The organism is Neorhizobium petrolearium (assembly GCF_017873175.1).
In the GTDB taxonomy this organism is placed as follows: domain Bacteria; phylum Pseudomonadota; class Alphaproteobacteria; order Rhizobiales; family Rhizobiaceae; genus Neorhizobium; species Neorhizobium petrolearium.
Window position 1 is genome coordinate 322,683 of sequence record NZ_JAGGJW010000002.1, and the last position, 22,702, is coordinate 345,384.

Here is a 22,702-nt window from a genome sequence, read left to right on the forward strand (position 1 = left end):
GTCCTCCCCTCAATCGCGCAGAGCAACAATCGCTTCGATCTCGACGGTGATATTGCCGGGAAGCGAACCAAAGCCGACGGCGGAGCGCGCATGCTGGCCCGCCTCGCCGAAGACCTCGATGAAGAGGTCCGAGCACCCATTGATGACCCGCGGATGATCCTCGAAATCCGGAACGGCATTGACCATGCCGAGCAGTTTCACGACCCGCTTCACCTGCGAAAGGTCGCCGAGCGCATCCTGCATCACGGCAAGCAGGTTGATACCCGTCAGTCGCGCGTGTTGATAGGCCTGCTCCACATCGACATCGCCGCCGACTTTTCCGGCATGGAGATAACCGTCCATCTCCCGCGGTCCCTGACCGGAAAGGTAGAGAATGTTGCCTTCGCGTACATGCGTCACGAAATTGGCAATCGGCGGCGGCGGCGGCGGCAGTTTGATGCCGAGTGCCGCCAACCGCCCATAAGGCGTTTCTGCCACCGGAGTGGCCTTTGCTGGAGACGTATTCACCTAAACTCCTGTCATGCAATTTCAGGAATGTCGCCTCACCGCCACGAATAACCGTGGCTGTGGCGGACGAGCTTGCGGGCCCGCGGGATATAGCGGCTGGAGACGGTGGCTTCCGATCCGATGACCGCGTAGCGCGGCTCGAACAGTCTGGTCAGCCGCGAGACATCACCGTTGGAATCGGTCGCTTCGAGGTCGGCATCCACGAGATCGAAGATCGTAAAATCGGCTTGGCTGCCGACCGACAGCCGGTTCTCCATGGAAAGCTTGATGACCGAGGCGGGGGCATGGGTCACGGCCTCCACCACCTTCTCGAACGGCATACCGACGGAAAGCAGCTTGGACATCGTCGTTGCGAGATCCCAGACCGGGAAATTCATCGAATGCCCATGCAGGTCGGTCGAGATCGAGAACGGCAGCAAGCCGCGCTGGATGGCCGCTTCCGCCACCTTGAACGAGAAGGACGCGCCGCCATGGCCGATGTCGAGGCGGATACCTTCGGAGGCACAGCGTTCGGCAAGGTTGAAGAGGTCCTCGTCCTCCATGATGCTCGAACCGGCCTTGCCGTTGAAGCAGTGAGTGACGACGTCGCCGGGCCCGAGGATTTCCAGAACCTCGTCATAAAGCGCTGGCGGCTCGCCCACATGCACCATCATCGGCAGCTTGAGGATCTTGGCGATCTTCTTGCCGAGCTTGACGGGGGTAACACCCCAGGACCCGGTGATGACATGGCTCGCGCGCACCTTGATGCCGACGATATGCTCGCTGTTTTCCGCGTAGCATTCGAGGATGCGGTCGAGGTCGATATCCTTGATGTCGCGCAGTTCTGGCACACGGTTGCAGGCGACGAGCCCGATCGAACCGAGGTTCAGGAAAGCCTTGATGCGTTCCTTCGACGGCTCGATGATGTATTCGCGGAAGCCGTGGAAATTGGCCTCGCCTGCCGAGCCCGCATCTACAAGCGTGGTCACACCACGTTCGGCGCCGCATTCCGACGGACGGATCGATATATCCGTGCCGCCGTGCCAGATGTGGACGTGCAGGTCGACCCAGCCGGGAGAAATCCACGCGCCCTTGCCGTCGACACGCTCCGCATCGACAGGCGCCGCAAGCGACGAGCCGATCGCGGAAATCCTGCCATCGGCGCCGACGAGGATGTCGGTGACGGCGGCGGATGTATCGCCGCCAAAGGCCATTGGCTTCACATTGGTGAGGAGGAGCGGCTTGCCCGCTTTTTCACCGGTCATTCTAAAGGTCCTTTCGAAGTCTTGGATCGAGCATGTCCCGCAGCCCGTCGCCGACCATCTGCAGCGACAGCACGGAAAGAATGATTGCAAAGCCCGGGAAATAGGTCATCCAGTCGGCCTGGCCGATATACTGGCGGCCGGCGGCGATCATCGTTCCCCAGGTTGGAATTTCAGGGCTAACGCCGAGCCCGAGGAAGGAAAGCCCGGCTTCGGCCAGCATGGCGCTGGCGAAGAGGAACGTGCCCTGCACCAGGATCGGCGACACGAGATTGCGGAGCACATGCCGCGTCATGATGTGGAAGGTCGAAATGCCGAGCGCCCTCGCCGCTTCCACGTAAGGCAGTTCCCGGATCACCAGCGTGGAGGCGCGTACGATCCTGGCAAGTCGCGGCGAATAGACGATCGCCAAAGCGACGATGACCGTCACCAGCGACGGACCGAGGGCCGCAACGAGCGCAATCGCGAGCAGGATATCCGGAAATGCCATCATCGCATCGATCAGCCGGGCGATCGGCGTGTCGAGTTTCTGGAAAAAACCCGCGAGCAGGCCGAGCGTGACGCCGATCAAGGCAGACAGCGCCACCACGGCAACCCCGACCAGCAGAGACAGCCGCCCGGCATAGATGGTGCGCGAGAAGACGTCCCGCCCGAATTCATCCGTGCCGAACCAGAAGATTTCGCTCGGCGGCTTCAGCCGGTTGACGATCGACAGCTTCGAGGGCGAATAAGGCGCAATCCAAGGCGCCAGAATCGCAAGCAGGACGAAGATTGTCAGCACGATCACGCCGGCAGCGACTGTCTTGCGCCTCAGCAGCCGGCGGAGGAATTTGCCTCGCTCGCTGACAGCCGGCTTGGGAGTGGTGGTTGCGATATCGGCCATCAGATGCGCACCCCCATTAGTAACGTACTCTGGGATCGACCAGAAGATAGAGCATGTCGATCGCGAAATTGATCAGGACATAGAGGCCGGCAATCACCAGCAGTGCGCCCTGGATCACGGGATAGTCGCGGCGCAGGACCGCCGAGACGACGAGATTGCCGACACCCGGCAGACCGAAGACGGTTTCGGTGACGACCGCGCCGGAAATCAGGACCGCCGCCGTCAGGCCGATGACGGTCAGGATCGGGATCAGTGCGTTCTTCAGGGCGTGTTTCATCACGACGCGCCGTTCGACCAGACCCTTGGCGCGCGCCGTGCGGATATAGTCGTCACCCAGCACGTCCAGCATCGAGGCCCGCGTGAAGCGCAGAATGAGCGCCGAGGAGACGAGACCGAGCGCGAAAGCCGGCAGCGTCAGGTGATACATCCGTTCCAGAAAGGAGGAACCCGGACCGCCGTATCCCGAAACGGGAAACAGGCTCAGCCTGACCGCGAAGAACTGCATCAGGATGAGGCCCAGCCAGAAACTCGGAATGCTCGCGGCCAGCATGGCGATCGTGGTCGCAGCCTGATCGACGAAGGAGCCACGCCTGTAGGCGGAATAGATGCCGATCGGCAGGGCTATGATGCTCGCGATCACCAGCGAGAAGATTGTCAGGAAAAAGGTGGGCTCAGCGCGATCGAGAAGAGCCGATCCGACCGGCATATTGAGAAAGATCGACTGACCGAGATCGCCGCGCAGAAGCTGGCCTATATAGTAGATGTATTGAACACCGATCGATTGGTCGAGCCCGAGACGGGTCCTGAGCTCGGCAATGTCCTGCGCCGTCGCGTCGGGACCGAGCATCACGGCGGCCGGGTCTCCGGGCGTCACACGCACGATCACGAAGACGATCGTGACGACCAGGAACATCACGACGATCATGCCCGCGAGGCGCTGAAGGATGTAACGTATCATGCAAACGGGTTCCTGTGTCCGCACGGGACAAGGCCGAGAGCGGATGCCGGCCTGCAGCCTGGCATCCGCATTTCTCGTGCTTACTTCGTGATCGAGGCGTTCCAGAAATACGGCCAGGGAGCCGGATCGACGCCTTCAAGCTTCTTCGATTTCGCGGAGACAGCGTTGAAATCGCCGATCTTCAGCAATGGCAGTTCATCATAGATCGTCTTCTGGACATTTGCCCAGAGTTCGACGCGTTTCGCCGGATCAGCTTCGGACGTGAAGGGATCGACTGCGGCCTTGCGGGCAGGCGTATCCCACCAGCCCGGCGAGCTGGTCGACAGCACGCCCATCAGGGCCGGCTCGGGCAGGAAGGGGCTGTGGGTGATGTAGATATCCCAAAGCTTGGCGTCGGCGCGGCGCTGGGTCAGCGTCGCCCAATCGACCACCTGCATGTCCACGTTAACGCCGGCGAGCTTCAGGTATTCTGCCGCCACCTGGGCCATCTTGTAGTGGAACTCGTATTGGCGGCTGGTGAGGATCCGCAACGGCTCGCCCTTGTAGCCGGCTGCCTTCAGGTCCGCTGCTGCCCCCTCCGGATCGCCGAGATTGTAATTGCCTTCGGTCCCGACCTCGGTGTTCCAGACAAAGCTCTTCGGATAGAAGGCTCCGTCCGCGTTGTAGAAATCCTTGCTGCCGAAAGCTGCAGCCAGCATGTCTTCCATGCTCAGTGCCTTCTCGACAGCCTTCCTGATCGCAAGGTTCGAGGAGAGGCCTTCCTTGGTGTTGAAAACGAAGACCGGGAAGCCGAACGGCTTCAGCATGATCGGCTCGGATGGCTGGGAATTCTTGATCTTTTCAAAGGATTCGACCGGAATGGAGTCGACGTAGTCGTACTGGCCCGAAACAGCCGCCTCCACGCGCGTGTTCGGATCCGGAACCGGCACGAAACGAATTTCATCGAGATACTGATGACGGGCGCCGCCATAACCGTCGCTCTCGCCGGAACGGGGCTTATAGCCGTCAAAACGGGCGAGCTGGATATACTGGTCCGCCTTGCGCTCCTTCAGCATATAGGGTCCCGTGCCGATGAACTCTTTCATCGGCTCATCCTGCTTTTCAGCCGGAATGATGATGGCCGCGGAATTGTTGAAGGCGAGGAGAGAAAGAAGCGGTGCATAGGGCTGTTTCAGTTTTATAGTGACCGTCGCGGCATCGGCAGCAGCGACGGATTCGATGAAACCGGCGGCCTGCTTGCCGCGCGAAGCAAGCTTCGTCCAGCGGCCGAGCGAGGCGACCACATCTTCCGACGTCATGTCGCCGCCGTCATGGAACTTGATGCCTGTGCGCAGCTTGATCGTGTAGGTCTTGCCGTCCGCGCTGATCTCCGGGAGGCTTTCGGCGAGAAGCGGCGTCACCTTCCAGCTCTTGTCGAAAGTATAGAGGGTCTCGAAGATATGCTGCGTGACGATGCCGACGAGGTCGGCGGTCGATACCATCGGATCAAGAGTTGGCGGCTCGCCGATTGTCGCGACGTTGATCACGCCGCCCTTTTCCTGAGCCATCAAAAGCGAGGGGGCTGCGATCAAGGCAGTCGCAACCAGGAACGCCAGTTTCAGTTTCATCGAGGTCTCCCGTTTCTATGTTCCACTATTATGATATATAAGACTTTATAAGAGAATACAGAACACGAAAGCCCTGTCAATGGCCTGCCGTTGTGCCAGTGGATCGCGGAACCTTAGCGGAGGCGAACATTGACGGTCTAAGGGGAATCGTCGCGGGGAGCAGATGAGCTGATAGCGCCATGATATGGCGCCACCACCCGGTGTCTGTGGGGAACTGATCGGCGAATCTGTGGCCAACGACGGCCTTCGGGCCAATCCGGCAAGACACAGAGGCAGATATCAATCCGAACGAGAAAGATAAGTTTCTAACGCGCCACCTTGTCCGGATGCGCATTGGCGAACGATTTCAGCACGGCGCAGCAATCGGCAATCGCCAAAAGCCTCGGGTATCCGGTGAGATCGACATTCCAGCGCCGGGCATTATAGACCTGTGGCACGAGACAGATATCCGCCATGGTCGGACGGTCGCCGTGGCAGAACCTGCCGGTCGAGGGCGAAGCCAGGGATTTTTCGAAAGCGGCCAATCCCTCTCCGATGAATTTTTGCATCCAGGCGATCCGTGTTTCATCACCGCCACCAGTCAACGACAGGACATGACCGGTAACGTTGAGATTGCAGACCGGATGGATTTCCATCGCGATGATGTAGGAGAGCGCCCTCACCCTCTGCCGACCGACGGGATCGCCTGGCAGGAAGGCGCCGCCGCGCGTCTCGTCGAGATATTCGATTATAGCCAGCGATTGGGTAAAGATGTGGCCGTCGATCTCCAGCACCGGGACAAGGCCCTGCGGATTGCGCTGCAGATGCTCCTGCGACCTGTGTGCCTTGGCAAGCAGATCGACCGGAACGGAGCGGAATGTCTCGGCGAGCATGTTGAGCGCGATCCGCAGCCGATAACTGGCAGAAGAGCGCCAGTAATCGTAGAGTACCGTGTCGCTCATCCCGTCTTCTCGTATTTCGTCACGGTCTGCTCGATTGCGCCAAAGATGGAATGCCCCTTCTCGTCCTTCATCTCGATCCGCACCGTATCCCCGAAATGCAGGAAGGGCGTCTTCGGCACGCCGAGATTGATAGTCTCGATCGTGCGGATTTCGGCGATGCAGGAATAACCCGTTCCGCCGTCGGCCACCGGCTTGCCCGGCCCGCCGTCAAGCTTATTGGAAACCGTACCGGAACCAATGATCGTACCCGCAGCAAGGGGTCTGGTCTTAGCCGCATGGGCGATGAGTTGCGGGAAATCGAAGGTCATGTCGATACCGGCATTGGCCCGGCCGAACGGCTTGCCGTTCAGATCGACACGCAACGGCAAATGCAGTTTGCCGCCACCCCAGGCATCGCCAAGCTCATCCGGAGAGACGGCGACCGGTGAAAACGCCGAAGAGGGTTTTGACTGGAAGAAACCGAAACCCTTGGCGAGTTCAGCCGGGATCAGTCCCCTCAACGATACGTCGTTGACCAGCATAACTAGCCGAATTGCATCGCGAGCCTCGTCCACCGACGCGTCCATCGGCACGTCGTCAACGATGACAGCCACCTCACCCTCCATGTCGCAGCCCCAGGCTTCGTCGCCGAGCAGGATCGGATCGCGCGGGCCGAGGAAGGCGTCGGAACCACCCTGATACATCAGCGGGTCGGTCCAGAAACTCTCCGGCATCTCGGCGTTACGCGCCCTGCGTACAAGCTCGACATGGTTGACGTAGGCGGAACCATCTGCCCATTGATAAGCACGCGGTAACGGCGACGTGGCGTCATGCTCATGAAAACGGTGGGTCGGTTGCGAACCGGTTTCAATCCCTTCCGCGACGCGGGCAAGCCGCGGCCCCGCATGCGCCCAGTCATCCAGTGCCGCCTGCAGCGACCGGGCGATGTGCCCCACCTCCGAGCACCGGGTCAGGTCTTTCGACACCACGACCAGCCGACCGTCGCGCGTGGAATCCTTCAACGTCGCAAGCTTCATATGTCCCCCTCTTATTCGCCCTGCTCCTCAAGGCCACATGTCAGAATGTGTGGCGCCTGTCGAAGAAAACAACGCCCAGACTGTTTAATTGAGCAGACGTGCCCTCGTATTATTTCACTTGATGCCTGGCGTGCCGTCAAACCTGCGTTCGAGGCCAGTCCAGCAATCGATATAATTGTCCTGCAGCGTTTCGAGTTCCGCGGCGAACCTGGTGATTTGCTGCGGGAACCGCGTCTCAAACATGAAGGCCATGGTGTTCTCGAGCTTGACCGGTTTCAGTTCGCCGTTCGATGCTTTTTCGAAACCGATAAAATCCGGGCCGTGCGGCAGCATCATGTTGTGCAGGCTCATGCCTCCCGGCACGAACCCCTCTTCCTTGGCGTCATAGCGACCGTAGATCAGCCCCATGAACTCGCTCATGATGTTGCGATGATACCAGGGCGGTCGGAACGTATGTTCCGCCACCAGCCAGCGCGGCGGGAAGATGACGAAATCCACATTCGCCGTTCCCTCCTCGCCCGACGGTGCCGTCAGCACAGTGAATATCGACGGATCGGGATGATCAAACAGGATCGCACCGACTGGCGAAAAGGTGCGCAGATCATATTTGTAGGGCGCATAGTTGCCGTGCCAGGCAACGACGTCGAGCGGTGAATGGCCGATCTCGGTCACATGAAAAGAGCCACACCACTTCACGTGCACGCGGCAGGGCGTTTCCTTGTCTTCATAGGCAGCCACAGGTGTCTTGAAGTCACGCGGATTGGCGAGGCAGTTGGCGCCGATCGGGCCGCGGTCCGGCATCGTGAATTTGGCGCCGTAGTTCTCACAGATATAACCGCGCCAGACGTCTTCCTCGCCGAGCCGGGTGACCTTGAACATGGTTCCGCGCGGGATGATACAGATTTCGGATGGCTCCAGGTCCATCTTGCCGAGCTCGGTGAAAACGCGGATCGAGCCCGTCTCCGGCACAACCAGCATTTCGCCATCGGCATTGAAAAAATAGTCGTCCACCATGTCGGCATTAAACGTGTAAACATGCGCCGCCATTCCCGCCTGGGTCAGCGCATCGCCCGCCGTTGTCATCGTGCGGATACCCTGCAGGAAATTCAATTCCTCCTTTGGAGCCGGCAGCGGGCTCCAGCGAAGCTGCCCAAGCGCCAGCGAGTGCTCGCCGATATGGGGCGCAGTCTTCCAGAATGGATAGTCGATTTTCGTGAAGCGGCCCGTGTGCCGCACGCTGGGACGAATACGATAGAGCCACGAACGCTCGTTGGTGCCGCGCGGCGCGGTAAAGGGCGAGCCGGAAAGTTGCTCGGCATAGAGGCCGTAATTGCACTGCTGCGGGCTGTTCTGGCCCTGCGGCAATGCTCCCGGAAGGCTCTCGGTCTCGAAATCATTGCCGAAGCCCGGCATGTAGGCGAGCGCTTGCGTTTTGACAGAGGCCTTTACGGCTTTCGGATCGATCTTGTCCAGCATGGCTTGCTTCCTCCCATGATGACGATATGGTTACAAATGTAACCATCTATTTTGTAACCATCAACGCCATGGACCACTTTGCTCTCGAACAATTTCTTCCTTACCGTCTCAATCGCGCCGCTGAATTTGTCGGCCTGCGCTTCGCCGCGCATTACAAGGCAAAGTATGACATGACACGGCCGGAATGGCGCACGCTCGCAGCCCTCGGCAGTTCCGGCCGCATGACATCGAAGGCAGTCGGCATCCATTCGAGCATGCACAAGACGAAGGTAAGCCGCGCCGTGTTTGAGCTGGAACAGCGTCGCTGGTTAAGGCGAACGCAGGACGAAGCCGACCGGCGGCTCGAGCATCTGGAACTCACTGCTGCCGGGCTACAGGCTTACCGGGAGCTGATCGAACTCGCCCGCCGGTATCAGACAGAGCTGGAGGCAGAGGTCGGTGACGGCGGCGTCCGGGCGCTTGACGAGGGTCTCGCGGCGGTGGAAAGCGCCATGCGCAAGCCCGCCAAAGGCAACAAGCTTCCGGAACCTGATGGCCTCTGAGCCTCAGCTCTTGGCGGGCTTTTGAATCGGAATCCCGCCGAAATCCTTCAGGACATTGAGAACGATTGATGTCTTGACATGTTGCACGCTTTCATGCGGCAGCAACACGTCATTGACGAAATGGGACAGACCCGCAAGATCGCGTGTCACCACTTTCAGATGATAATCCATCTCACCGGTCAGCGAGAAACATTCCAGCACTTCCGGCAGGTCCTCGACGAGGCGCGCGAAGCGCTTAGCATTATCGCGGTTATGCGTGGCCAGCGTCACGGCGATGACCACGAGCAGGTCGAGACCGAGCTTCTGCCGGTTGAGATGTGCCCGGTAGGTCTGAATGAACCCCTCACTTTCCAGCCGTGCCCGCCGGCGTGAACATTGCGAGGGAGACAAGGCGATGAGCTCGGAGAGTTCGTTATTGGTCAGCCGTCCGTTGTTCTGCAGATGGTTCAGGATTTTTAGATCATATCCGTCCAAGGCATTCATCGTGCACCCATTTCATTAATCTCGCACACATCATGCGTCATTCGAGCGGAATACAGCCCATATTGCAAGCACAATGCACGTGACCTGCATCATCATAAAGGGTGACTGACAGGAGGAGTTTACCATGGGTCCTTTCCCGCACGACGCACCGGTTTCTGAGATCACCGCCGACAATCCAGCGGGGACCGACGGTTTCGAATTCGTCGAATTCGCCCATCCGGAGCCGCAGAAGCTGGAAGAACTGTTCGACCGCATGGGCTACAAACCGGTGGCGCGGCACAAGGCGAAGAACATCACCGTTTGGCGCCAGGGCGATATCAATTACATCGTCAACGCCGAGCCGGGCAGCCATGCCATGCGTTTCGTCGATGAACATGGCCCCTGCGCGCCCAGCATGGCCTGGCGTGTCGTTGATGCCAAACACGCTTTCAATCATGCGGTCGCCAAGGGCGCGAAACCCTATGAGGACAAAGACAAGACGCTCGATGTGCCGGCTATTGTTGGCATCGGCGGATCGCTTCTCTATTTCGTCGAGAGCTATGGTGAGAAAGGCTCAGCCTACGACGCGGAATTCGAATGGCTCGGCGAACGCAATCCTAAGCCCGAGGGCGTCGGCTTCTATTACCTCGATCATCTGACCCACAACGTCTATCGCGGCAATATGGACAAGTGGTGGGATTTCTACCGCGAGCTATTCAATTTCAAGCAGATCCACTTCTTCAATATCGACGGTCGCATCACCGGCCTGATGAGCCGGGCAATCACCTCACCCTGCGGCAAGATCCGTATCCCCTTGAACGAATCCAAGGACGACACCAGCCAAATCGAAGAATATCTGAAGAAGTACAAGGGGGAAGGCATCCAGCATATCGCGGTCGGGACGGAGAGTATCTATGAGGCAACCGACAGGCTCGCCGACAACGGGCTGAAATTCATGCCCGGTCCACCCGACACCTATTATGAAATGTCGAGAGACCGCGTGCACGGCCATGACGAACCGATCGACCGCATGAAAAAACACGGCATCCTGATTGACGGCGAAGGCGTGCTCGACGGCGGTACGACAAAGATCCTGCTGCAGATCTTCTCGAAGACCGTCATCGGCCCGATCTTCTTCGAGTTCATCCAGCGTAAAGGCGACGAAGGCTTCGGAGAGGGCAATTTCCGCGCCCTCTTTGAATCGATCGAAGAAGATCAGATTCGCCGTGGCGTCCTCAAGCCAAAGGAAGCCGCGGAATAGGAAACATCCTGTTCAGCCGCAGCCAATATTGAGGAGAAATATGCCGAACCGCAGATAGACCGCTAGACATGAACATGGAGCGCACGCAGGCAAACGCTAATTTCTCGGCAACCCCTCCGGGCGCATCTGTTTTTTGAGCGCGGCGATGCGGAAGATGGCATTCGGGGCACCGTAGCCACGATAGCCACGTCGTTCGACGATCTCGAAGAAGAAGCCTTCACCATAGGTGCCGCTGTAGAGTTGGAAATATTCTCCGTGTTCGTCACGGTCATAGAGGATGTTGTCCGCCTTCAGCTGCTCTGTCAGCTCCGGGTCGAGACCAAATCGGGCTTCGACATCGCCATAATAGTTGGGCGAGATGGAGAGCGGCCGGAACCCGTTCTTCCGGAGTGATGCGGCGGTTGCGAAGATGTCATCGGTTTCGAAGGCGAGATGCTGGATGCCCGAACCGAACTTTTCCGCAATGAAGTGGCCTGCCAGAGTGCGGCGGTTCTCCGCGCCGTTCAGCGTGACCCTCAGTGCCCCAGAGGCATTCTCCACCACCTGGCTGCGCACCACGCCGGCCGGATCGATGATATCCACCATCGGCGTCTTATGGGCATCGAAGATCGAAGTATAGAACAGAAGCCAGGTCAGCATCTCGTCATAGGCCACCGTCTGGGCAATATGATCTATGCGCAGGAGATGGGCCCGGGCAATCTCCTTTTCTTCTTTAACGGGCAGGAAATCGATTTCGGAAAAGCGCCCGAGCTTACTTTTGTCGTCGATCAGATAGATCAGCCCGCCGCCGACGCCGCGGATCGCCGGTATCTTCACCTCACCCGGTTCGACCGGCTGGTTGAATGGCTCCGCATCGAGTGTCACGGCACGCGCGAGCGCGGCCTTTGCGTCGTCAACGAGGAGCGCCATCGCATAGGCAGAGGTGCCGTGCACGGCGAAGGACGCGTTCGCAAACCCTTTCTCGTCCGTGTTGACGAGCAGCCGGATATCACCCTGGCTGAACAGACTGACCTTCTTGGTTCGGTGGACAGCCGCTTTACTGAAGCCGAGCGTATGGAGGATGGCGACAAGATCCGCGGCATCCTTTTCATCGGCAGAGAATTCCACGAATCCGACACCCTTCACCTTTGCCCGATCCGGCATGGCGGGAAGGGTCAGGCCAGACACATTCGGGCTCCTTCGCACCTGGTCGCCGAGATAGATCAGCGAACGGTGGCCATCTGCCGCGATCGAGCGGGTCGAACCGCCGCGAAACTGGTCGTTGAAGATTTCCAGTGAGAAGTAGCCATCATAGCCGGTTTCGGCGATCGCTGTTGCAAACTCCGTTACGGGTAAGTCCCCCTCGCCCGGCATATTACGGAAATGCCGGCTCCAGTAGAGCAAGTCCATGTCGATCAGCGGCGCATCGGCAAGCTGGACGATGAAAATCTTGTCCTTCGGGATGGAACGGATTGAGTTGATGTCGATCTTGCGCGACAGCGTATGGAAACTGTCGAGGATGAGACCGATGTTCCGATGGTTGGCGCGCCGCACGACCTCCCAGGCGTCGCGATGGTCGTTGATATGGCGCCCCAGGCGAGCGCTTCATAACCGACTTTCAGGCCGCGCCTGGCAGCCCGCTCGCCGAGCTCGTGGAAATCCGCCGACGCCCGGTCGATCCCGCCGAGCGAGACTGGCGAGACATTCGAGCAAACAAGCAGCAGCTCGGTGCCGAGCTGCTGCATAACGTCGAACTTGCGCTCGGCGCGGTCGAAGGTTCGTTGCCGGTGGGAAGGCGGCATGCACTCGAAATCGCGAAAGGGCTGGAATAGTGTAATCTCAAGGCCGTAGTCGCGCGCCATCCTGCCAACATCCACCGGACTGCCGTCGAAGGCCAGGAAGTCGTTTTCGAAGATTTCCACGCCATCGAAGCCGGCCTTTGCAATGGCCTCCAGCTTTTCAGGCAACTCCCCGCTGATCGATACGGTCGCTATCGAGGTCTTCATCTACTCCTCCCTTCTTCCGATTCCGCGTAGCGTTTCATGAGGCATCGGCCGCCGCCGAATGCTCCTCGCCAGAGGTCAGGCATTTTGTACTAAATGGTTCATAACATCAAATAGTTTGAGAGGTATCTGCACAAAGCTCGGCCATGAACGCCATCGCCACGGTGATGAGCTTCTGCTGTTCTTCGTAGGGGCAAACCAAACGGCTTTCCACACGCAGCCGATGCCTCGGTAGCAAACCCATTCGCAACGCCAATTACGGCGTTCTGCGACCTCTCGCTTTTCCCGCTTTAACGGCGGTTCGGATTTGCCATACTGATTTTGAGTTAGCCGATACGAACATGCTCGCCGGAGGCTGCGACCATGTCTACGGCGATATCCGGGCGCCCTTCAAGGAAATGCCGAATTCTCGCCGGTTCCATCAGGCTGAACGCGGTGGAGAGCGCATCGGCCGTTGTTGCATCCGGAGCAATCACGCTCATGCGCCGGTAACGCTCCGGAACACAACCATGGATTGGGTCCAGGATATGTCCGAAGCGGCCCGAACGATCGAAATGGAATCCTGATGAACTCGAAGTAGAGACCGCCTTGTCGATGATATCGATGACCGTATCCGGGGTTTCACCGGCTTCCATTTCAGCGAGGCCGATACGCCAGGGTCGGCCGTCGGACGCGGCACCGATGGCACGACTTTCCCCCATGCTGACAAGGCTGCTGGTGACCCCGGCATCGCGAAGCGTCTGAACGATGCTGTCGGTAATGTAACCCTGCGCAATGCCATTGAAGCTAAGGGCCATGTGTGATCGAGCGAAAGCGACGCGATCCCGGTTGAAGCGAACCCCATCAAAACCGACAAGAGAAAGGGTCGCCCGGAGTGCGTCGTTTTTCGGTCCGGCAGGATCAGCATCGGCACTGGAGAAATGCTGCGCATAGAGGGCCCAGAGCGGTTGTATCGTCGGATCGAAGACACCACCGCTAACTTCCCAAATGGCACGGGATCTTTCCAGCAACATGATCATGTCTGAAGGGGGAGCAGCGATTGCGCCCACCCTGTTCAGCTCCGCCAGAACGGAATCGCTTCTGTGCAGGCTGAATATCGCTTCCAGCCGGGAGACTTCGACAATGACGCGATTGACCAACTGCCTCGCCAGCACGGGATCGTCGTGGTTCAGGATCAGCTTCGCCGGAGCTCCAAGCGCCTGGCCTTTCCAGACAATCGGCTCCGTCGTCCGTGCCGCAAGCCCGGCAGATGGGCTGAGCGGAAGCCCCGCAGCAGCGGCCAGAATACAGATGGCACGGCGGCGTGTGAAAGTCTCAGCCATGCTCATAGCCCCTACCGTTGTCGTTGGTTCGGGAGGAATCCGCTGCGGGTAGTTCCGCGCCGACTCCGAGGATATAGGCTTTCGGCACTTCGGCGAAGCCAACTACGCGCCCACCGTTCTTCGAAGCGAACGCGCGCGCATCATTCTCATTGGAGAAGGGCACGGCCTCATCGACACCCATGCCGCCGCGCGCAGAACTGTTGATGACGAAGAATGCCCTGCGCGCGTCGACCCAGTTTTCCGCTCCCGGCTGATCCCAGTTCGGTGCCTTGCCCATGTCGGACACATAGATCGCGGCGATGTCCTTCGGTTCTTCCGGCAACATGGTGAAGGCGAGAGCATCGCGTGCGGACGAGAACCAGATCGCCTCAGGTATTTGCTGCAGGATGATCTGCCCTTTTGGACCTGGATGTTCGAGCACGTTCATGCCGCAATAGCGTCCCATCGCTTCTTCCGTCAGAGCAAACGGAGGCGGAACAATGGTGCTTTCCTCCTTGCAGCCGACAAGAAGGAAAGATGCAGCGACCGCCGCTGCGGCTAGGATCAATCTCATACTTCCCTCCTGGCGAAGATAAAGTTGGCGACGGCGAGCGGGAGGACGGTCCACAACCCCAGAGCACCGACCAGAACAGGCGTGGAAAGCCGCGTATGGCCTGCAATCCCTCCCATGCCCGAAAGAGCGCTCGCGCCTCCGGAGCTAAGATTGAGCAGGCGATAGGCGTCAGTCGGATTGGCGACCAGAAGCAGGTCGAGGAGCCTCGAGGGCAAGGCCTGGCCCTGCCCGGCGACCAGCGCGCCGAGCAGGGCCATGTCATAGATCAGGACGAAAAACAGCCAGATGCCGATGGCGATCCCGCCCGCCGTGCTGCGTTCGCTTGCCTGCGTGCTGATCAGATAACCGATGGCGATAAAGACCGCGCCGAGCAGTACCGAGGATGCCACCATCGAGGCGAAGGATCGCCAGCTTTCGATATCGATCCCCGTACTGGTCAGGGCGAGTCCCAGCGCGGACGCGCCGTAGCCGAAGAGCGTTGCGAAAGCGAGAATGGACACATGTCCGAGAAACTTGCCGAGCATCACCTCGCTTCGGCCGAGTGGATAACTCAGCAACAGCAGCATAGTCCCACGCTCCGCTTCGCCGACAATCGCATCATGTGAGATCAGAAGCGCAATCAGCGGGATGAGAAAGATGGTGAGGCTCGACAGGCTGACGATGACGACATCCAGCCGGTTGACACCGACATTACCGGTCGGCGCACTTCCGAGAAACGAAAGCGTAAGCGCGAGGGCCGCCAAGAGCAGCGTCGTCGCCAGGACCCAGCGATTGCGAAGGCCCTCCTGGATTTCCTTGCGGGCGACGATGATGATGTTGGTCATTGCGTCTTCTGCCCGTTCAGGAAATGCGCGTAGAGATCGTCGAGCGTAGGCTCGGTGATAGCCAAATCGGCCAGCATGGAGGGATCGCCCGTGACTTCGCGCAGCAGCGCGATCTTGTCCTCCGGCGCGACATTGGCTTCGAGACGTCCTTCGGCCGTTCTGCTCCAGCTTGCCCCTTCAAGGCTGCTTGCTCCGTTTGCAAGCCGGACGCTGATGCGGGTCGGCAGACGCGCGAGCTTGCGCAGTTCATCCAGGGTTCCGTCCGCGATCTTGGAGCCACGATTGACGATGATGACGCGGTCTGCCCGATCTTCGAGCTCGGTCAGGGCATGCGATGAGAGGAGCACCGTCGCCCCGCCACCGCGCAACTCGGTTATCAGGTCGTAGAAATTCCGCCGCAGCGCCGGATCTAGCCCGCTGGTCGGCTCGTCAAGCAGCAGGATGCGCGGCTCGCCGAGGAGCGCCTGGGCGAGCCCTAGTCGCTGACGCATGCCTTTCGAATAGGTGCGAACCGGTCGGTTTGCGGCTTCAGGCGACAGCCCAACACGTTCAAAGAGCGTATCGATGTGGGAAACCGCCACGCGCTTCAACCTGGCATAAAAGGCAAGCGTCTCACGTCCTGTCAGCGTCATATGGAAGGAAACGCTCTCCGGCAGATAGCCCAGCCGCTGGCGGACCGCGAAGTCGCCTGTCGCCGGATCTTCGCCTAAAACCTTGACAGAGCCCGTGGTCGGGCGGATCAGGCCAAGCATCAGCTTGATCAGCGTGGTCTTGCCCGCGCCGTTATGACCGACCAGGGCAATGGTCTCTCCGGCCTTCAGCGCGAAGGACATATCCTTCGTGGCCTCGATTTTGCCATAGCGCTTGGAGGCGCTCGTAAGTTCGACCGTTGTTGTCATTGGATTTGTTGTCTCTTTCCGGTGATCGGCCTCATCAGCGGATGGCTGTCGACCACGCCGCCCGGCAGCAAGGCAGGGAATTGCGCCTGCGCCCAGCGGATGACCTGAACTGCAGGGCTGGTCGTCAGCAGCTTGGCCTGGGGCGCCGTCCATAGAACCTTGTCGATCAGGTCGTTCGGCCGGTAGGGATTGTCCGCGATGCCGTCGCCATTAAGATCGAAGGCCGGATTGTCGCTCCAGTAGTTGCCCCGTCCATCCTTCGACCAGTCCATATAGCGCGTACCGACATATTTGACCTGGTTGCGATTGTTGATGAACGCGTTCCCGCTGATGGCATTCGCTTCGGAGCCCGCCGTGAAATGAATGCCGATCGCACATCCCTCGAAGCGGTTGTCGGCGAAGCGGTTCTTGTTGGCGTTGTAGATAAACACGCATTTTTCCGGGCCTGGTCGTAATCCCGCGGGATTCCGCTCTATCGATGTCGTGTCCTCGCTCTTGGGCATGTCGGGATCTGCGTTCCGGTTCCCCCCGAGCAGCCAGCGGCTCGCCGGCTGCAGGCGGCCGAAGACGGAATTGCCGGTGATGATCGAGCTGTTGGCATAGTTGAGCAGCAGACCGTGGTCGCGGTCGCCGTCCGACACATTGCCAGTGATCTTCAGGCGGTTGGAAAACATGATCGCGTAACCGACGGAATTGCCCGTGGAGATATTGTCGCTGATCTCGCTGTCGTTCGTGTACATGTAATGGATGCCGAAGCGCAGATCGCTGAACCGGTTGCGGCTGAAGACATTACGCTTGCTGGCCATGGTGGCGATGCCGTCTCGCCCGTAGCCGATCACGTTGTCCAGGACCTGCGCGCCGGGCGCGTTCCAGACGGAAACGCCGTTGCCGGCCTCGCTGAGGCGCTCGCCCTGCAGTCCGACAATCGTATTCCGTTGCGCGACGGAATTGGCCGCGCCGTGGAGATAGATGCCGAAAAGATTGCCGGTCATCACATTGCCCTCGATCACTGCGCCGGTCGCCGCCTCCGTCGCCAGCACTCCCGAATCGAGTGCTGTCAGATCGTAGCCGGACCCGCTGATGGCGAGATTGCGTATAGTGACGCCCGCCGCATTGATCGTGATCACACTGCCCCTGCCATTACCGACGATGCGGGCTCCTTTTTCGCCGGAAAGTATAAGCGGCTTGCCGATAGCGATGGGCGCAGCATATTCGCCTGCCTTCAAGGTGATCACATCCCCTGCAGCCGCCGCATCGATAACCGCTTGTAGCGACCGTCCCTCGGCTGGTGAGACAATACGGTCCTCAGCAAGCGCCACGGCTGGAAGGGCGGCCCAGAAGGCCGCCATCCCGATTGTCGCAATTGTTGATCTCCGCCGCATCATGCCGTCTTGGGCTCGACCAACATGCGGCCCTTCATCTCCATGTGCATGGCATGGCAGAACCACGAGCAATAGTACCAGTAGACGCCCGGCTTGCTGGCCTTGAACGTCACCGAGGAAGTCGCCTGCGGCCCGATTTCCATGTTGATACCATAGTTGACGAGGGCAAAGCCGTGGGTCAGGTCCTCGATCTCGTCGATATTCGTGACGTAGACCGTGACCTCGTCCCCTTCCTTGACCGTGAAGCTTTCCAGGCCGAAGGCCGGGGCGGCAGAGGTCATGTAGACACGCACCTTGTTGCCATCCCGGATGACCTCGGAATCGACGAGCAGATCGATGCCGTCGGCTTTCGCCTGTTTGACGGCGTCGGCAAAGAAGAGGTCGTCGCGCTTCCAGATGCTGATGGGGTTGATCTTCGAAGCGTGGACGATCGTGGCGTCATGCGGCTCCGCGAAGGTCGGATTGTCATGCACCAGCACCATCTGATCACCGGAGATGTCGATCAACTGGTCGTTTTCCGGCTTCAGCGGACCAACGTTGAGGTAACGATCCTTGGAGAACTTGTTCAGCGAGATCAGCCACTTGCCATCGGCGTCCTTGGTCTGGCCCATGGAGGTGTGGTTGTGGCCTGGCTGATACTGGACGTCGAGCTTCTGGCGGATCGGATCGACCTTCTCACCCTTAAAGGCGCGTTTGGCATCCTCGATGTTCCATTTGCATATCTGGCTGTCGAGGAAGAGCGTCGTATAGGCATTGCCCTTGCCATCATAGGCCGTGTGCAACGGGCCGAGGCCCAGTTCCGGTTCGGCGACGACGGTATCGCGCGGCTTGATCTTGTCGGCGAAGAGGTCATCGAACTTGCGAACGTCGAAGACCGTCACGGTCGGCGACAGCTTGCCGTTGGCGACCACATGAATGCCGTCGGGTGCCGTGTTGATGCCGTGCGGACTGTTGGAGACCGGAATATAGCGCGTGAAGGGAGACCCATGGCGGCCGTCGACGACAGGCACGCCGTTCATTTCCTTGTAGTCACCCTTGGCGACGGCTTCCTCGATCCGCTTCAGGTCGAACACAACGACCCAGTCCTGCTCCTTCGACATCATCTGTTCGAGGTTTACGCCTTCTTCGGAATTATAGCAGGTGGCGAAGCAATATTTGCCCTGGTAGTCGGCATCGACGTTGTCGAGGTTGCCATCCACCATGACCTGCCAGGCGATCTTCATGGTCTCGCCGTCGATCGCGGTGAAGATCGCATGGTACTGCTTGGTATCGTCGAGGATCTTGCCGTCGTTCGGGATAGGCGCACGATCCTCGCCGTTGGCAAAGACATAGCCCGTTTTCGGATATTTCTGGACACGCAGCCCATGGACGGTGTGCTGATTGGGAAGCTGGATGATCTTGTCGCACTTCATGACGTCGAGGCGAATGCGCGCAACGCGGGTATTGGCTTTGTCGTTGGCGAAGAGATAGCGCCCGTCATAGGAGCCTTCCGTAAAGGACGGGTGGGGATGATGGAGGTCGCCGTTGAGATAGATGCCACCTTTATCCTCAAGGAACTCGACGCTTTCCGGCAGCAGACCTTCGGTCAGGATCTTGCGGCTTTCATTAGTCTGGCCCCAGCCAGTCGCGCTGCATCGGTTGAAAACCGGAACGCGCATCAGCTCGCGCATGGAGGGCAGGCCGACGATACGGACTTCGCCAGTCTGCCCGCTGGAGAAGAATACATAGTATTCGTCCAGTTCGCCCGGCTTCACCTCGTATGGCTGGCTGCCCGCCTTCTGCGCGAGCGCCGGCGTCGAAGCCGCGCCGGAAAGCGTGAGCGCACCACCGACCCCGGTCGCGCCTGCGACAGCGGCCATGGCGGTCGTCCCCAGTATCTGCCGCCTGTTCAGGCGCGGTGGGTTGTGTTCGTCAGACATTGTTCGTCTCTCCTTGGTTGGTCCCTTCACGCCGGCTGATCCGATACGGCGTCAGAGCTGGTGATTGGTGCACCCTTGTAGGTGACCTGGGTTTTGGGTGGCGTTTCGCCGCGGGAAGCGGGGGAAGACAGCCGCAGGAATTTCTCGCGCTTTTTCCGCACCTCGATCATGTGCGGACAGCGCTGGTCGTCCTGGTAGAGTTCCTGGCAGTGCATGCAGTAGATGCACTCGTTGACGTTGATCTGCCCTTCCGGATGAATGGCCTGGACGGGACATTCCTTGGCGCAGCGATGACAGGGCGAGCCGCATTCCGGCCAGCGTTTCAGCCATTCGAACATGCGGATGCGACCGGGTATGGCGAGTGCTGCGCCGAGCGGGCAGAGGTAGCGGCAGTAAAAACGCTCGATGAAAAGGCCGGCGACGAGCAATGTCACGGCGAAGAGGACGAAGGGCCACTGGCGGGCGAATTTCAGGATGATCGCCGTCTTGAAAGGCTCAACCTCCGCGGCTGTCTCAGCGAGCGCCATCGAATAGAAGGAAAGGCCGAACAGTCCGAGAAAGATGATGTATTTGACCGGCCAGAGCCTCTCGTGCAGCCCCCAGGGCAACTGGAGCTGCGGCACCTTCAGCCGCTGGGCCAGTTTGTTGGTCAGTTCCTGAAGCGCGCCGAACGGGCACAACCAGCCGCAAAACGGCCCGCGTCCCCAGAAAAGCAGTGCAGCTGCCACCGACGCCCACAAGATGAAGATGAGCGGTGCCGCGAGGAAGAATTCCCAGTTGAAGCCGGCGACGAGGGCATTGGCGAACGTCAGGACATTGACGACCGATAGCTGGGCATTGGCATACCAGCCGAGCCAGACCAGTGTGAAGATGAGATAGCCGTTGCGGACCCAGGCGAAAAGTTTGGGACGGCGGACCAGCCAATCCTGAAAGAAGAAGATCGCAGTCAGCACGAGCACGGCTACGACCGTGATGCCGATCGACACGCGGTTCATCTGCCAGATGCTGATCCACAGGGGCTGGCCCTCCTGCAGCGGATCAGTTGACACGGCCGTGATCGCTTTTTCGTCAGTCGCGACAGGCACCGGTGGTCCAGCCGGGCCGCTCTCGACCGTCATGTAGGCAGAGGGGAGAGAATAGCCGAGGTTATAGGGAAGGATAGCCTTCTCACGACCGCCAGCACTGCGTTGCACGAGCAGTTGCAACTCCCAGGGCTCCGTGACATCGAAGGCAAACTCGCTTGGCACAATGAACAGAGCGATCTCGCGAAGGTGTGGCGCGTCCGGTGCGGCAAATGCCGGCAGCCTCGTATGGTCGCGATCACGGAAGCGGAGGCCCTGGCCGTTCTGCAGCAGTTCGACCCGATCGAAAATGCCGCCGCGAACATAGCCCGAGCCCTTGAAGGAATAGGCTCCATCACCAGCCACGATGAGGGCGGACTGTCCGGGCTTGAGCCTGGCTATCAGACGCTGATACCCCTCCTCTCCCAGAAGCGTTCTGCCGATCGCCGGGACGCTGACAGGCGCCATGAAAAGATCGATGAATCTGTCTTCGGGATTCTGGGTTTCAGCCTTCTCGGCGGCGATCGGCTGGCCCGCCTGTCGGAACGCATCCGACACTTCCCCGACTGTCAGGCGAAGGCTGCGGATGGAGCCGTCGCCGATGAGCGTCTGCCAGTCACTCACGGCAGTCCTGGATGGATCGACCTTTCTGATTTCGGTCGCCGTCGCAACCGTCTCGCCGCTACCTGCATTCAGCCGATTGCTGCGGATGAGCTGGACTGCGGAGCGCACCACGCTGTCGCCCATGACAAGGACGGTGACAGTCGCACCGCTGACGATATCGACCTGCGGCGGCCGTTCCGCTCCCGCGGCAACGCGTCCCATATCCTTTCCGATGATCGCATTCAGCGATGCGACCACTTTCTTCTCGGGTATGCCGATAAGAACGATGGGTTCCTTGTGATCGACCAGCTTGAGGCCCCGTACGACGCCCTTCGGATCGATGCCGACGACGATGCGGATGGGCTTGCCGGAATAACCGACAGAACTGGTGAAATCGGAATTGAGATAGGCGTAGCCAAGCAGTTCGTCGCTACGGAGAACCGGAACGATCGGCGGGTCTCCGGCAATCGGTCCGAAACGATCTGCGCCTTGGAAAAGATCTCCCGGCTGGACCTTATCGAGAAAAGTAGAGAGCTGCCCGGCAGCATGGCCTTGCGGTGCAATCATGAATGCAATGAAGAAGGCCGCAAACCAGGCAAACAGGATCGAAGGGCGCAGCGAAAAACGTGATCTCTGTGGCATCTGCTCGGTCTTCTGTGAATTACGAGCAGAGCTTTAGGGGACTCGGGAAAATACTCTTTGAGCTAAATCAACTATAAAGGATGCATCTTTTTGCGATTGAAATTTTGGCTCCCGGCTTCCCTGTCAGTTCAGGCAGCGTTCGGCGTGCCGAAATCTTCTGGGTTGAGCATAAGATCCTGCAACGTATGGCGATCCAGAACATCGAGAAATGCCATAACCGCGCCTCCCAGGATTCCCTGTAGGCGGCAGGAGTGGGTAATTCGACACCTGTTGTCGGGTTTAAAGCATTCAACGACCGCGAAATCCGGTTCTGTAGCCCGTACGATATCGCCAATGCGGATGGCTTCGGCCGGCTGCCCGAGCATGAGGCCGCCGGCTCGACCGCGTACAGCCTTGAGAAATCCCTTCTTGACTAACAATTGGGCCACTTTCATGATGTGGGCGCGGGAGATGCCGTAAACTCTGGCGACTTCCTCGATCGTGATGAGCCGGTCCTGATGAGCGGCGGCCATCATCATCAACCGCATTCCGTAGTCGGAAAAAACCGTAAGCTGCATGTTGAGGCGACTTTCATTCCCCTACGCCGTATCGCGCAGAGTGGAGAATATTTTCCGCCCTGAA

Annotated in this window: 19 protein-coding genes and 1 pseudogene; 2 read left to right on the forward strand and 18 right to left on the reverse strand. The window is 59.3% G+C overall.

Annotation, left to right across the window (positions count from 1 at the left end; all coding sequences use genetic code 11):
• Positions 1 to 9 precede the first annotated feature (9 nt).
• The 8 genes from J2046_RS05400 to hmgA all read right to left on the reverse strand — a co-directional run bounded on the left by J2046_RS05400 (position 10) and on the right by hmgA (position 8,629).
• Positions 10 to 507 carry a RidA family protein gene (locus J2046_RS05400; protein ID WP_210050102.1) on the reverse strand — a complete coding sequence of 166 codons (498 nt, stop codon included), beginning with the start codon at positions 505 to 507 and terminating at the stop codon, positions 10 to 12.
• A 35-nt stretch (positions 508 to 542) separates the two neighbouring features.
• Complete coding sequence (locus J2046_RS05405; protein ID WP_210050103.1) at positions 543 to 1,751, reverse strand: amidohydrolase/deacetylase family metallohydrolase; 1,209 nt, start codon at positions 1,749 to 1,751, stop codon at positions 543 to 545.
• Position 1,752: 1 nt separating this feature from the next.
• Complete coding sequence (locus J2046_RS05410; RefSeq protein ID WP_210050104.1) at positions 1,753 to 2,631, reverse strand: ABC transporter permease; 879 nt, start codon at positions 2,629 to 2,631, stop codon at positions 1,753 to 1,755.
• 16 nt (positions 2,632 to 2,647) lie between these two features.
• The gene (locus J2046_RS05415) at positions 2,648 to 3,589 is read right to left on the reverse strand and encodes an ABC transporter permease (RefSeq protein ID WP_210050105.1); all 942 of its coding nucleotides are present in this window, start codon (positions 3,587 to 3,589) and stop codon (positions 2,648 to 2,650) included.
• A gap of 80 nt (positions 3,590 to 3,669) precedes the next feature.
• Complete coding sequence (locus tag J2046_RS05420) at positions 3,670 to 5,196, reverse strand: ABC transporter substrate-binding protein (RefSeq protein WP_210050106.1); 1,527 nt, start codon at positions 5,194 to 5,196, stop codon at positions 3,670 to 3,672.
• Positions 5,197 to 5,501: 305 nt separating this feature from the next.
• A complete protein-coding gene (gene maiA, locus J2046_RS05425; protein ID WP_210050108.1) occupies positions 5,502 to 6,137 on the reverse strand; it encodes a maleylacetoacetate isomerase in 636 nt (211 codons plus the stop codon).
• Positions 6,134 to 7,153 carry a fumarylacetoacetate hydrolase family protein gene (locus J2046_RS05430; protein ID WP_210050109.1) on the reverse strand — a complete coding sequence of 340 codons (1,020 nt, stop codon included), beginning with the start codon at positions 7,151 to 7,153 and terminating at the stop codon, positions 6,134 to 6,136. Before J2046_RS05430 ends, maiA begins: the two co-directional genes overlap by 4 nt.
• A gap of 114 nt (positions 7,154 to 7,267) precedes the next feature.
• Complete coding sequence (gene hmgA, locus J2046_RS05435; protein WP_210050111.1) at positions 7,268 to 8,629, reverse strand: homogentisate 1,2-dioxygenase; 1,362 nt, start codon at positions 8,627 to 8,629, stop codon at positions 7,268 to 7,270.
• A gap of 26 nt (positions 8,630 to 8,655) precedes the next feature.
• Between hmgA and J2046_RS05440 the strand changes: the two genes are divergently transcribed.
• Positions 8,656 to 9,171 (forward strand): MarR family winged helix-turn-helix transcriptional regulator, encoded by a 516-nt coding sequence (locus tag J2046_RS05440; protein WP_233469550.1) that lies wholly within the window; start codon positions 8,656 to 8,658, stop codon positions 9,169 to 9,171.
• Positions 9,172 to 9,174: 3 nt separating this feature from the next.
• Here the strand turns inward: J2046_RS05440 and J2046_RS05445 are convergent, their stop codons facing one another.
• Positions 9,175 to 9,654, reverse strand: coding sequence for an Lrp/AsnC family transcriptional regulator (locus J2046_RS05445; protein ID WP_210050112.1), 480 nt, complete (start codon positions 9,652 to 9,654; stop codon positions 9,175 to 9,177).
• Between the two features lie 124 nt (positions 9,655 to 9,778).
• Here J2046_RS05445 and hppD point away from each other — a divergent pair, with 124 nt between their 5' ends.
• Positions 9,779 to 10,894, forward strand: a complete 1,116-nt coding sequence (gene hppD, locus J2046_RS05450) for a 4-hydroxyphenylpyruvate dioxygenase (RefSeq protein ID WP_210050113.1) — start codon at positions 9,779 to 9,781, stop codon at positions 10,892 to 10,894.
• 96 nt (positions 10,895 to 10,990) lie between these two features.
• On the opposite strand, the pseudogene J2046_RS05455 reads toward hppD, so the two are convergent.
• From J2046_RS05455 to J2046_RS05495, 9 genes and pseudogenes are all read right to left on the reverse strand, one after another.
• Positions 10,991 to 12,879, reverse strand: a pseudogene (locus J2046_RS05455) (bifunctional sugar phosphate isomerase/epimerase/4-hydroxyphenylpyruvate dioxygenase family protein).
• Between the two features lie 323 nt (positions 12,880 to 13,202).
• Complete coding sequence (locus J2046_RS05460; protein WP_210050114.1) at positions 13,203 to 14,198, reverse strand: FAD:protein FMN transferase; 996 nt, start codon at positions 14,196 to 14,198, stop codon at positions 13,203 to 13,205.
• Positions 14,191 to 14,751, reverse strand: coding sequence for a nitrous oxide reductase accessory protein NosL (locus tag J2046_RS05465; RefSeq protein ID WP_210050115.1), 561 nt, complete (start codon positions 14,749 to 14,751; stop codon positions 14,191 to 14,193). The genes J2046_RS05460 and J2046_RS05465 overlap by 8 nt, the downstream gene beginning before the upstream one ends.
• Positions 14,748 to 15,575: an ABC transporter permease gene (locus J2046_RS05470; RefSeq protein ID WP_210050116.1), complete on the reverse strand. Its 828-nt coding sequence runs from the start codon at positions 15,573 to 15,575 to the stop codon at positions 14,748 to 14,750. Before J2046_RS05470 ends, J2046_RS05465 begins: the two co-directional genes overlap by 4 nt.
• Entirely contained in the window at positions 15,572 to 16,474 is a 903-nt protein-coding gene (locus tag J2046_RS05475; protein WP_210050117.1) for an ABC transporter ATP-binding protein, read from the reverse strand. The genes J2046_RS05470 and J2046_RS05475 overlap by 4 nt, the downstream gene beginning before the upstream one ends.
• On the reverse strand, positions 16,471 to 17,823 hold the full coding sequence (locus J2046_RS05480) for a nitrous oxide reductase family maturation protein NosD (protein WP_233469551.1): 1,353 nt from the start codon (positions 17,821 to 17,823) through the stop codon (positions 16,471 to 16,473). The genes J2046_RS05475 and J2046_RS05480 overlap by 4 nt, the downstream gene beginning before the upstream one ends.
• 32 nt (positions 17,824 to 17,855) lie before the next feature.
• Positions 17,856 to 19,775 (reverse strand): TAT-dependent nitrous-oxide reductase, encoded by a 1,920-nt coding sequence (nosZ, locus tag J2046_RS05485; RefSeq protein ID WP_210050120.1) that lies wholly within the window; start codon positions 19,773 to 19,775, stop codon positions 17,856 to 17,858.
• Between the two features lie 26 nt (positions 19,776 to 19,801).
• Complete coding sequence (locus J2046_RS05490; protein WP_233469594.1) at positions 19,802 to 22,006, reverse strand: NosR/NirI family protein; 2,205 nt, start codon at positions 22,004 to 22,006, stop codon at positions 19,802 to 19,804.
• A gap of 203 nt (positions 22,007 to 22,209) precedes the next feature.
• On the reverse strand, positions 22,210 to 22,638 hold the full coding sequence (locus J2046_RS05495; protein WP_210050122.1) for an Rrf2 family transcriptional regulator: 429 nt from the start codon (positions 22,636 to 22,638) through the stop codon (positions 22,210 to 22,212).
• Positions 22,639 to 22,702: the final 64 nt, after the last annotated feature.